This is a genomic window from Alcaligenes phenolicus, assembly GCF_032063905.1.
GTDB lineage: Bacteria > Pseudomonadota > Gammaproteobacteria > Burkholderiales > Burkholderiaceae_B > Alcaligenes > Alcaligenes phenolicus.
This window is the reverse complement of sequence record NZ_DAMBOE010000003.1, coordinates 168,895-180,929: the sequence shown is the minus strand read 5'-3', so window position 1 is coordinate 180,929 and position 12,035 is coordinate 168,895. Positions and strand designations below refer to the sequence as shown.

Below are 12,035 nucleotides of genomic sequence, written 5' to 3'. Positions count from 1 at the left end.
CGGCCTGTTCAGGGGGAGTGATGCGTGTGGTTTACACCAGAACGCGCTCAATACCACCATCATTGGCGTGGCGTACGTAGTCTGCCATCCAGTTCTCGCCCAGCATGTGCTTGGCCATTTCCACCACGATGTAGTCCGCATCCATCTTGGTTTCGTCCTCGTAACGGGACAAACCTTGCAGGCAGGACGGACAGGATGTCAGCACTTTGACTTCGCCCTGGAAGCCATCGGCGCGAACAGCATCCTGGTTCTTCTGCAGTTCTTCGTGCTTGCGGAAACGGATCTGCGTGGAGATGTCTGGACGCGACACAGCCAGCGTGCCCGACTCGCCACAGCAACGATCTGCCTTGATGGTGCTGTCGCCCACCAGGGATTTAACCGTTTTCATGGGGTCTTGCAGCTTCATGGGGCTGTGGCAAGGGTCGTGGTACATGTAACGCACGCCTTGCACGTCTTCCAGCTTCAAGCCTTTTTCCAGCAGGTATTCGTGGATGTCTATCAGGCGGCAACCGGGAAAGATCTTGTCGAATTCATAGCCTGCCAACTGGTCGTAACAGGTACCACAGCTGACCACCACGGTCTTGATATCCAGGTAGTTCAAGGTGGTGGCCATGCGGTGGAACAGCACGCGGTTGTCGGTAATGATCTTCTCGGCCTTGTCGCTTTGACCGCTGCCGCGCTGCGGGTAGCCACAGCACAGGTAGCCAGGAGGCAGAACCGTCTGCACGCCGACATGCCAGAGCATGGCTTGAGTAGCCAGACCCACTTGCGAGAACAGACGCTCCGAACCACAGCCGGGGAAATAGAACACGGCTTCCGAATCCACGGAGGTGGCTTCAGGGTTACGGATGATAGGTACGTAATCCGAGTTCTCGATATCCAGCAATTTACGGGCAGTTTGCTTGGGCAGGCCGCCGGGCATCTTGCGGTTGATGAAGTGGATGACCTGTTCGCGGATCGGTGCCTTGCCGATGGTGGCAGGGGGAGCGCTGACCTGTTTGCGAGCAGGGGCAGCCAGCAGATTGTGCACCGCACGCTGGGCCTTGTAGCCCACTTCAATCATGGCGGTACGGGTGGCCTTGATGACGCGTGGGTCCTTGGCGTTCAGGAAGAACATGGCCGCGGCCGAGCCCGGATTGAAGGACTTCTTGCCCATGCGGTTCAGCAAGGAACGCATTTCCATGGACACATCGCCAAAGTCGATATCCACCGGACAGGGGTTGTAGCACTTGTGGCACAGGGTGCAGTGGTCGCCTACATCTTCAAACTCTTCCCAATGCTTCAGGCTGATCCCGCGACGTGTTTGCTCTTCGTACAGGAAGGCTTCGATCAACAGGGAAGTGGCCAGGATCTTGTTGCGGGGCGAGTACAGCAGGTTGGCGCGTGGCACGTGGGTGGCACAGACCGGTTTGCACTTGCCGCAACGCAAGCAGTCCTTGATGGCATGGGAGATGGAACCGATTTCGCTGCGCTGCATGATCAGCGATTCGTGGCCCAGCAGGTTGAAGCTGGGGGTCCACGCGCGGCTCAAATCCGCACCGGGCATCAGCTTGCCAGCGTTGAAGTGGTTGTTCGGGTCCACTTCGCGCTTGTAGTTCTGGAAAGGCTCCAACTCTTCTTGTGTCAGGAACTCGTACTTGGTCAAACCAATTCCGTGCTCACCGGAAATCACGCCGTCCAGACCGCGCGCAATTTGCATGATGCGGGCCACGGTGACATTGGCCTGCTGCAGCATGCCGTAGTCGTCCGAGTTCACGGGGATGTTGGTGTGTACGTTACCGTCACCGGCGTGCATGTGCAGCGCCACAAACACACGGCTTTTCAGCACGCGGTCGTGAATGGCTTGCAGTTCGGTTAGTACGGCCGCGCAGTCGGCGCCGGGGAAGATGTTTTCCAGGTTTTCACGAATCTCGCTCTTCCAGGAGGTGCGGATCGTGTGATCTTGCAGCAGCTGGAAAATCGAGGTGTTCGGGTCTTCTTGCAGACGAGCCTCGATCGCGGCGCTGTCCAGCGGCACACCAATCTCGGCCAGTTCAGCCTGCGAGTCTTTCAGCGGCTTGTCCAGATTGTCCTGCAACCACTGCCAGCGTTGGCGCACATTACGCACGATTTGCAGGGCGTCGTGACGGCGCTCGTCCAGAATCTCTTCGCGAGTGTGCTCGGCGTCGTTGTGATCTTCGATCTTGCCCACGGGCAGATCGCCTTGCAGGAAGTCTTCCAGTTCACGGGTCAAGCGCAGCTTGTTGTCCGTGGACAGCTCAATATTGATGCGTTCGATTTCTTCGGTGTATTCACCCATGCGGCGCAGGGGGATCACCACGTCTTCGTTGATCTTGAAGGCGTTGGTATGGCGGGCAATGGCAGCGGTACGGGCACGGTCGGCCCAGAACTTCTTGCGGGCTTCGGCGCTGACGGCCACAAAGCCTTCACCGGAGCGGCCATTGGCCAGACGCACCACTTCAGAGGCGGCGGTGGCCACGGCATCAGGGTCGTCGCCTACGATGTCGCCAATCAGGACCATTTTGGGCAGACCATCACGCTTGCTCTTGGTGGCATAGCCCACCGCGCGCAGATAGCGTTCGTCCAAGTGTTCCAGACCGGCCAGAATGGCGCCGATGCGTTTGCCTTCGCCGTTCAGGTAGTCAATGACTTCCACAATGGAGGGCACGGCCTGCTTGGCCTGGCCGAAAAACTCCATACAGACGGTGCGCGTATGCGCCGGCATGCGGTGCAGCACCCAGCGGGCCTGCGTGATCAGGCCATCACAGCCTTCTTTCTGAATACCGGGCAAACCTGCCAGGAATTTGTCGGTAACGTCTTTACCCAGGCCTTCCTTGCGAAAACGCCGACCTTCAATGTGCAGGGTTTCGCTGCGCAGCAACTGGGCACCAGGGGCGTAACGGCCATCAAACCATTTGACTTCAAAATGAGCCATTTCCACGTCGTGGATCTTGCCCATATTGTGTTCAAGACGGGTCACTTCCAGCCAGTTGCCCTGGGCATCGACCATGCGCCACCAGGCGAGGTTATCCAGCGCAGTACCCCACAGCACGGCTTTCTTGCCGCCCGCGTTCATGGCGATATTGCCGCCCACACAGGAGGCATCGGCCGAGGTCGGGTCTACCGCAAACACGGCACCGGCGGCTTCGGCAGCGTCAGCCACACGACGGGTCACCACGCCAGCACCGGTCAGAATGGTGGTGACGGGCTCGGACATGCCGGGCAGAGTGGTTTGTTCTGGCTTGCCAATGGCATCCAGCTTTTCGGTATTGATGACAACCGAGCGCCAGCTAAGTGGAATGGCACCGCCTGTGTAACCGGTACCACCCCCACGCGGGATGATGGTCAGCTTCAGTTCGATACAGGCACGGACCAGGGCGGCCATCTCGTTTTCGTGATCGGGGGTGAGCACGACAAAGGGATATTCCACACGCCAGTCGGTGGCGTCTGTCACGTGCGAGACGCGCGACAGGCCATCAAACTTGATGTTGTCCTTGGCGGTCAGGCGCGACAGGGAGCGCACAATTTTCTGGCGCAGCTCGCGGATATCGGTAAATTCTTGTTCAAACGCGGCTACTGCACCCCGAGCAGCGTGCAGCAGGCGCAGAACCTTGGCATCGCGATCGGGCACGGCGCTGTCGCGGCGCTGGTCAATCTCGTTCAAGCGATGGTTCAGGGCCTCGATCAGTTGATGCTGGCGCTTGGGATTGTCCAGCAGATCGTCCTGCAGATAGGGGTTGCGCTTGACGACCCAGATATCACCCAGCACTTCAAACAACATGCGTGCGGAGCGGCCGGTGCGGCGTTCGGAGCGTAGCTCGGACAGCTTTTCCCAGGCCTCTTCACCCAGCAGTCGCAGGATAATTTCCCGGTCTGAGTACGAAGTGTAGTTGTAGGGGATTTCACGCAGGCGCGGCGTGTCGTTGTTGCGTGCCTGGGCAGCCAGGTGCTTGCTTGCAATGGGGGCGTTCATGGCGATAGTTGGCAAGGCCCGTCAAGGGCGGCTCAGCGAGGAGCAGATAGGCAAAAGACAAGTGTATACGAATCGTAGCCGGGCTGCCCCCTTACTACAGGGCCAAGTCGGGGTTAAGGGGGCGTTTGCGGCCAGTTTGCTGCAAATTACCAACCCAATTTGGGGAAAATCCACAGCAGACCAGCGGTCATGGTGATATAGCGCGCCAGTTTTCCCACCGCCATGTAAAACACGCTGGGCCAAAATGGCAGGCGTAGCCAACCGGCTACGGCACACAGGGGGTCGCCTACCACGGGTAGCCAGGACAAGAGCAGGGCGGGCGGTCCCATGCGGGTCAGCCAGCGTTGTCCCAGCTCGTGCCAGCGGCCTGCTGCCTTGTTCTTGGGAGTTGCGCCGTCTTCTGTGTGTTGCGGGTGCTTCTCGCGCCAGGCTTCGTAGGCTTTCTCGGCGCCCAGACCCATGGCATAGCTGATGGCCCCACCTGCCGTATTACCCACAGTGGCAACCAGCACGGCGGGCCAGAACATATGTGGAGCCAGATTGATATAGGCGAATACGGCGGGTTCCGAACCCAGGGGGAGCAGGGTAGCCGAGACCAGGCTGATGATGAAAATGGCGCTCAAGCCCACTTCGGGCAGAGATAGGGCGGCCAAGAGCCACGAAATAAGATCAGAGATCCAGGCTTGCATAAGTAAAGTGGACGGGTTTTGTGGGGAATAATGAACGCCAGTTAGGGCATCCGCCTATGGTATTCTGTTTTTCTTTTCCGGTGAGCGGTCTCAGGCAGGGGCCTGCGGCTGGCCTTGGTGGCAAAACCGGTTGTTATTAAAAGCTGAGTCATGTCGAACGATTACCTAAAGCGCATTCTGACCTCGAAAGTGTACGATGTTGCCATCGAAACACCACTTGAACCCGCTCCCCAGGTATCGGCACGAATTAATAACACGGTCCTGCTCAAGCGCGAAGACTATCAACCTGTTTTTAGCTTCAAGCTGCGCGGTGCCTATAACAAGATGGCCAATCTGTCGGCCGCGGAATTAAAACGGGGTGTATTGGCCGCTTCGGCGGGTAACCACGCGCAAGGCGTGGCCATGGCAGCGCGCAAGCTGGGATGCCGTGCCGTTATCGTCATGCCAACCACCACCCCGCAAGTGAAAATTGATGGTGTGCGGAATCTGGGTGGTGAAGTGGTCCTGGTGGGCGAGAGCTATTCGGATTCCTACCAGCACGCTCTGGAACTGCAAAAGAACGAAGGCCTGACCTTTGTGCACCCTTTTGACGATCCTGATGTGATCGCCGGGCAGGGCACGGTGGCCATGGAAATTCTGCAACAGCACCCCGGTCCGATTGAGGCGGTCTTTGTCGCGATTGGCGGTGGTGGTCTGGCAGCGGGCGTGGCCACATACATCAAGTCCTTGCGTCCTGAAATCAAAGTAATCGGCGTGCAGACCGAAGACTCCTGTGCCATGGTGCGCAGTATCAAGGCCGGTCGTCGTGTGAATTTGTCGGACGTGGGCCTGTTCTCCGACGGTACTGCCGTCAAGCAGGTGGGCTCCGAGACTTTCCGTCTGGTGCGTCAGTATGTGGATGATTTTGTCATCGTGGATACGGATGCGATTTGTGCGGCTATCAAAGATGTGTTTCAGGACTCGCGTAGCGTGCTGGAACCGGCTGGTGCCCTGGCTTTGGCGGGTGCCAAGCGCTACGCTGCTCAAAACAAGCTCAAGAACAAGACCCTGATTGCGGTCACGTCCGGCGCGAACATGAACTTTGACCGTATGCGCATGGTGGCAGACCGTGCAGATGTGGGTCAGGCTCGTGAAGCCTTGTTTGCCTTGACGATCCCCGAGGAAAAAGGCAGCTTCCGCCGCCTGTGCGATGCCCTGGGCACTCGCTCGGTGACGGAGTTCAACTACCGCATGTCCAATCCTGAAAAGGCGCACGTCTTTGTGGGTATGTCGATTGCTTCAGAAGCGGAGATCGAGAAGCTGGAAGAGCGTTTCGTCAAGAAAGGCTTTGGTACCTTGAACCTGACGGGCAACGAACTGGCCAAGACCCACGTGCGTCATATGGTGGGTGGGGTGTCCAGCCAGGCTACGGACGAAGTCCTGCTGCGGTTCGAGTTTCCAGAGCGCCCCGGTGCTTTGCGTAAATTCCTGTCCAGCATGAACCAGGACTGGAATATCAGCTTGTTCCACTACCGGAATCAGGGTGATGATTACGGTCGTATTCTGATCGGAATCCAGGTGCCGCCTTCCGATAAAAAGGAATTCAAGGCTTTCCTGGGCAATCTGGGCTACCCGCACTGGGACGAAACGGATAACCCGGCTTACAAGCTGTTTTTGTAAGTCTATGGACGGCGCACGGCATTCGCTGTCCTGCGTCAGAGCAAATGAAAACACCTCGCTTTTCCAAGCGAGGTGTTTTTTTATTGGGGCTTGAATGTGGTGACTGTCGTTGGAGCCGTATTGAGCCTGGGAGCCAAGAGCAGTGGGTGTTTGCTCCTGAGTTCGTCATGGGGGATTGGCTCAAGCCGCCTTACTGCCTTTGCGGCCTGATGGCCTGTTGGGCCATACGAATGTGCGATAAGGCCAGGTGCCCGTTAGTACGGTGGCGACTTAACAAGCTCTATGTCACGCACTGTTTTAGAGCCTGCCGCAACGGCTCCAGGCTGTCATTCAGACGTGCGAAAGCCTGTTCCTGGCGGGCAGCCAGTGCATGGGCCTGTTCTACCGTCACCACTTCAAAGCCCAGGTTCTGACCGGGCAAACGTTGGGCAACTTGAGCCAGATCCACGCTGATGACTTGTCCGAGGCGCGGATAACCCCCGGTGGTTTGCCGGTCCGCCATCAACACAATGGGCTGGCCATCGTTGGGGACCTGAATTGTTCCAAAGCAAGTGGGGGCGGACAGCAGTTCTTTGGGTGTCTTGCGCTGCAAGGGCTGACCTTCCAGGCGATAGCCCATACGTTCTGAAGCCGGGCTGATGCGGTAGCTTTGGCTTTGGAACAGTTCCAGCGATTCGTCGGTAAACAAATCGGCTTGATCCAGAATGACGCGCAGGCGCTCCCGTGGGGCCAGGGCCAGGGCTGCCGGCATGTAAATTCGCAGCTCGTCGAGTTCGTCTTGCAGCTTGTTCAGCGCCGCTTCCTGATTGGGCAGTGGGTGAGCCAATTGAATCTGGTCGCCTTTTTTCAAGGCGCGGCCTTCAAAACCACCCAGGCCAACGCGCATGTGGGTGCTTTGACTGCCCAGCAGGGACTCGACCTGAAAACCGCCGTAAACAGACAGGTAGCTACGGGCACCTTGGCCGGGTTTGGCGGACTGCATCGTCAGTGTTTGCCCGGCACGTGCCAGAGTAGGGCGCAGGACTGCTACGGGCTGGCCGTCCAGGCTGGCATTCATATCTGCGCCGGTCAGTACAAACAGGGCAGCTTCGTCAAAGCGCAGGCTTGGGCCTTGTACGGTAATTTCCAGACTGGCCAGATCCTGGTCGGTGGTATTGCCTGCCAGCAAATGGGCCAGTCGGTGGGCACGTTCGTCCATGGCACCGCTGGGCGAAACCCCCAGGTGCTGGTGTCCGTAACGACCTCGGTCTTGCAGGCTGCTCATCATGCCTGGTTTGAGGATATGCACCGTCATGCGGGTGTCCAGTGATCAAACTGCTCGTGAGGCAGAGGCACAAAGCGCACCTGGTCGCCGGGGGCGAGCAGGGCGGCGGGCGAGCGCCGGGCATCGAATAAATTAACGGGCGAGCGGCCAATCAGATGCCAACCGCCGGGGGATTCGTTGGGGTAAATAATGGTTTGCTGGTTCGCAATGGCGACCGAGCCTTTGGGCAGCACGGTGCGTGGTGTGGCGCGGCGCGGCACATTCAGTTGCTCGGGCAAGATGCCCATATAGGGAGCGCCGGGGGCAAAGCCCACCATGAATACCAGTTGCACCTGACTGCTGTGCAGTTCGATGACTTGTTCCTGGCTTAGCCCCAATTGCTCGGCAATGGCAGGCAGGTCCGGACCGAAGGGGCCACCGTAGCAAACGGGAACATCCACCAGTGCGCCGGGAGCGGCCTGGTCCTGGTTGGCATCCAGCTCGGCCAGAGCTTGGTGAACATAGTCGTGCAAACGGGCAAGCTGGTCGCTGCTGCCATCCGGGTAAAAGTGGATGGCGACTGCGGTAAAGCTGGGGACCAGATCACGGACACAGGCGGGGGCGTGGTCGCGCAGCAAGCGGGCGGCGCGGGTACAGCGCAAGCCGGTGTCCAGAGAAAGCGGGCCGCTGAACTGCACTAGCAGACAGCGGTCGCCTTGCTCGTTAAGTTGCCAGGATTTGTGCATCTTTATTTGGCGAAAAGCGAATCCAGGCTATTGAAGGCCTTGAACTCCAGGGCGTTGCCCGAAGGGTCCATGAAGAACATGGTGGCCTGTTCGCCGGGCTCGCCCTTGAAACGGATATAAGGTTCGATAACGAATTTGGTGCCAGCGGCAACCAGCTTGTCAGCCAGGGTCTGCCAGGTGGGCATGTCCAGCACGACGCCAAAGTGGCGCACGGGCACATTATGGGCATCCACCGCGCTGGTGGCATTGCTGCCGCATTCCGAAGGGGCCAGGTGGGCCACGATCTGGTGGCCGTAGAAGTTGAAGTCAATCCACTGATCCGAGGATCGGCCTTCGGGACAGCCCAGTGTCTGTCCGTAGAACTGGCGTGCAACGGCCAGATCATGGACCGGAAAAGCCAGGTGGAAAGGGCGCAGCTCGTTGGTATGGGACATGCTTGGCTCCTGTGCGGCATAAGGCCGCCAACGTGGTCTTCAGAGCCGTTTATTGTAGGGCCAATATGGCCCCACATGTTCTAGCTGTCCTGGAGTCGAACCCGGCTCTTGGGGAAACGCAACATAAACACGCTGCCCACGCCCAGACGGCTCTGGATCTGCAGGTCGGCGTTATGTCGCACGATAATGTGTTTGGTGATGGCCAAGCCCAGGCCGGTGCCGCCCGTGGAGCGGGAGCGTCCCTTGTCCACGCGGTAAAAGCGTTCGGTGAGACGGGGAATATCCTGGGCGGCAATACCGATGCCCGTGTCTTGTACCGAATAACAGGCCTCGCCATTGTCATTCAAATACCAGCGCACGGTGATGGTGCCATCCTTGGGGGTATAGCGCACCGCGTTGGTAATCAGGTTGGAGACAGCCGAGCTCAGTTCGGTTTCCATGCCCTGAATGGCAATGCGAGGGTCCAGATCCGTGACAAAGCTGTGCTGGCCGCCAGAAATGGCCTCGCCTTGTTTCAGCGCGCTTTCAATCAACTGGCTGACCTGTACCGTCTCCCCTTCCACTGTGGGTGAGGATTCCAGCGTGGATAAGGTCAGCAAGTCGGACACAATCGACTGCATGTGGCGGGTCTGCTCCAGCATCATCTGCTCGTAGCGTTGACGCTGTTCCAAAGGCAAGCTTTCGGGCGGCATGTCCTGCAGAGTTTCCAGAAAACCTAGCAAGACGGTAAGTGGTGTGCGCAGTTCATGGGAGACATTGGCCACAAAGTCCTTGCGGGTGGTCTCCAGCATTTCCACCTGGGTGACATCACGCGTCACGATCAGGAACTGGCCCAGGCCATAAGGGGTTAATTGCAGCAGCAAGGAGCGCTCACGTCCGTCTTTGCTCAGATGCAGCAGCAAGGGGCCATCCCATTGGGGCTGGCGGGCGTAACGAGAAAACTCGGGTTCGCGCAGGATATTGAAGATGCTGTGATGGCGGTCCGTGGCCAGATTCAGGCCTATGTGCTCACAGGCGGTCTGGTTGCACCATTGCAGTTCCATCTCCCCATTCAGGGTAATGGCACCGTCGGGCAGGGCCTCGGCGGCCATCATGATGCCGTCTACGTAACGATTCAGGTCCTGAATTTCCTGCCGGTCGCGGCGCAATTGGCGATAGATGGGAGCCAGGATGGCGTCCCAGGGGCCGACAGCGGGCGGTGGGGGATCGTTCAGGTTGCGGGTCCAGCGCTCAACGCGGGACAACTGCAAGGTGCTGATGACAACCAGCATCAACAGGCCGCCACAAAACAAGGCCAGGCCGATGAATGGCCCGAGCCACCAGCCAATCAGGCTGCCCAACAGGGCCCAGATAACAATAGACGTGAATATGCTGAACATGGGATCAGGCGCTTGGAGCCTTTTCCAGTGGGGAAAGGGCAAAACGATAGCCCGAGCCACGAATCGTTTCAATATGTTTGTCGTGTCCGCTAGGCTCCAATGCCTTGCGCAAGCGACGAATGTGCACGTCTACCGTACGTTCTTCCACAAATACATGGTCGCCCCACACCTGGTCCAGCAACTGGGAGCGGGTAAATACGCGCTCGGTGTGCGTCATGAAAAAATGCAGCAGACGGAACTCGGTAGGCCCGATGGTCAGCGCCATGCCCTGGCTGGACAGACGGTGCGTGCTGGGGTCCAGCTGCAGGGTGCCGATGGAGATCACATCGTCAGTTAGCTGGGGAGCGCGGCGGCGCAATACGGCCTTGATGCGGGCAATCAGTTCTTTGGGCGAGAAAGGCTTGGTGATGTAATCGTCCGCACCGGCTTCCAGGCCATCGACCTTGTCCTGTTCCGAGCCTTTGGCGGTCAGCATGATGACCGGAATATGACGAGTACGTTCGTCCGAGCGCAGTTTGCGGGCCAGGTTGATGCCCGAGGAGCCGGGCAGCATCCAGTCCACCAGAATCAAATCAGGCAGTTCTGCGCGAATGAGGATCTGGGCTTGTTCGGCATCGAAGGCGCGCAGCACTTTATGGCCGGCAAAAGACAGATTGACAGAGATCAGTTCCTGGATCGCAGGCTCATCTTCCACGACTAATATGCTTGTACTCATTGTTAGCTTCAGACTGGTCCGATAAAAAATAATAGAGGGTCAGGCTGGCTGTCTGTATTGTGCTTGGGCGCGGGGCCTGCTGTTGCCATCAGGCGGCTCAAGTGCAATACGGCAGGCGCTTCAAATCCCTGACTGCACGTAATAGCGCCATCATATGGCGTTAATGTTTCAGGTTTGTGAACGTGTAAAAAAGGGGAGCACCCAGCGAGCCGGATTTTCGTTTCTGTACCGGGAAATCTGCGTTACGATTATGCACTATGGAAAAACAGCGTCCTCAAACCTCCTCCGCCCAGAACGCCGATACGCACTTCGGTTTTCAAACCGTGGCCGAAAACGAAAAAGCGGGCAAAGTAGCCCAGGTTTTTCATTCGGTGGCTAACAACTACGACATTATGAACGATCTGATGTCGGGCGGCCTGCACCGTATCTGGAAAGCCTTCACGATCGGTCGCGCAGCAGTGCGTCCCGGCATGAAAGTGCTGGATATTGCCGCGGGTACGGGTGATTTGACCAAGACTTTTGCGCGTCAGGCCGGTGCGGACGGCGAGGTCTGGCATACCGATATCAATAGTTCCATGCTGCGCGTGGGTCGTGATCGTTTGCAGGACAAGGGCATCATCACGCCCGTTACGGTTTGTGATGCCGAGCACCTGCCTTTTCCTGACGGCTATTTTGATCGCGTCTCGGTAGCCTTTGGCTTGCGCAATATGACGCACAAGGATAGCGCGCTGGCTGAAATGAAGCGGGTGTTGCGTCCGGGCGGCAAATTGCTGGTGCTGGAGTTTTCCCGCGTGGCCAAGCCTTTGCAGGCCCCGTATGACTGGTATTCCTTCAATATCCTGCCCCGTATTGGCAAGTTTGTGGCCAAGGACGAGGAAAGCTACCGCTATCTGGCTGAATCCATTCGCATGCACCCCGATCAGGAAACTCTGGCCGACATGATGCGCGAAGTGGGCCTGGAGCGCGTGCAGTATTTCAATCTGACAGCCGGCGTAGCCGCGCTGCACGAAGGCATCCGCCTGGATTGATTCCGGGCGTTCCCTCTCTATATACAGCGGCACCTTCTGGTGCCGTTCGTTTTTTGTCTGTAATGAACGGTAAAAAAAACATGGTGCATGAGAACTTGTCATGTTAATGTTCAGCTTATCGTAAGTTTTCTTGAATAATCGACTGGGATGGCATGGCCGGGGGCGTCAA

9 protein-coding genes are annotated in these 12,035 nt (G+C 58.0%); 2 read left to right on the top strand and 7 right to left on the bottom strand.

Features of this window, described 5'->3' with window-relative positions; genetic code table 11:
- Positions 1 to 31: 31 nt before the first annotated feature.
- Together U2949_RS07360 and U2949_RS07355 are read right to left on the bottom strand one after the other, a co-directional pair.
- Positions 32 to 3,973 (bottom strand): DUF3683 domain-containing protein, encoded by a 3,942-nt coding sequence (locus U2949_RS07360; protein ID WP_321286962.1) that lies wholly within the window; start codon positions 3,971 to 3,973, stop codon positions 32 to 34.
- 146 nt (positions 3,974 to 4,119) lie between these two features.
- Positions 4,120 to 4,662, bottom strand: a complete 543-nt coding sequence (locus U2949_RS07355; protein WP_035270318.1) for a YqaA family protein — start codon at positions 4,660 to 4,662, stop codon at positions 4,120 to 4,122.
- 150 nt (positions 4,663 to 4,812) lie between these two features.
- Here U2949_RS07355 and ilvA point away from each other — a divergent pair, with 150 nt between their 5' ends.
- Positions 4,813 to 6,321, top strand: coding sequence for a threonine ammonia-lyase, biosynthetic (gene ilvA / locus U2949_RS07350; RefSeq protein ID WP_026484481.1), 1,509 nt, complete (start codon positions 4,813 to 4,815; stop codon positions 6,319 to 6,321).
- A gap of 280 nt (positions 6,322 to 6,601) precedes the next feature.
- Here the strand turns inward: ilvA and U2949_RS07345 are convergent, their stop codons facing one another.
- From U2949_RS07345 to phoB, 5 genes are all read right to left on the bottom strand, one after another.
- Positions 6,602 to 7,615, bottom strand: coding sequence for a 5-oxoprolinase subunit C family protein (locus U2949_RS07345; protein WP_321286959.1), 1,014 nt, complete (start codon positions 7,613 to 7,615; stop codon positions 6,602 to 6,604).
- Complete coding sequence (pxpB, locus tag U2949_RS07340) at positions 7,612 to 8,310, bottom strand: 5-oxoprolinase subunit PxpB (protein WP_321286957.1); 699 nt, start codon at positions 8,308 to 8,310, stop codon at positions 7,612 to 7,614. Before pxpB ends, U2949_RS07345 begins: the two co-directional genes overlap by 4 nt.
- Before the next feature lie 2 nt (positions 8,311 to 8,312).
- On the bottom strand, positions 8,313 to 8,744 hold the full coding sequence (locus tag U2949_RS07335) for a VOC family protein (protein WP_022983640.1): 432 nt from the start codon (positions 8,742 to 8,744) through the stop codon (positions 8,313 to 8,315).
- Positions 8,745 to 8,824: 80 nt separating this feature from the next.
- The gene (gene phoR, locus U2949_RS07330) at positions 8,825 to 10,123 is read right to left on the bottom strand and encodes a phosphate regulon sensor histidine kinase PhoR (protein WP_257724315.1); all 1,299 of its coding nucleotides are present in this window, start codon (positions 10,121 to 10,123) and stop codon (positions 8,825 to 8,827) included.
- A 4-nt stretch (positions 10,124 to 10,127) separates the two neighbouring features.
- Complete coding sequence (phoB, locus tag U2949_RS07325) at positions 10,128 to 10,838, bottom strand: phosphate regulon transcriptional regulator PhoB (RefSeq protein ID WP_026484477.1); 711 nt, start codon at positions 10,836 to 10,838, stop codon at positions 10,128 to 10,130.
- 257 nt (positions 10,839 to 11,095) lie between these two features.
- Here phoB and ubiE point away from each other — a divergent pair, with 257 nt between their 5' ends.
- On the top strand, positions 11,096 to 11,866 hold the full coding sequence (gene ubiE, locus U2949_RS07320; protein WP_321286955.1) for a bifunctional demethylmenaquinone methyltransferase/2-methoxy-6-polyprenyl-1,4-benzoquinol methylase UbiE: 771 nt from the start codon (positions 11,096 to 11,098) through the stop codon (positions 11,864 to 11,866).
- Positions 11,867 to 12,035: the final 169 nt, after the last annotated feature.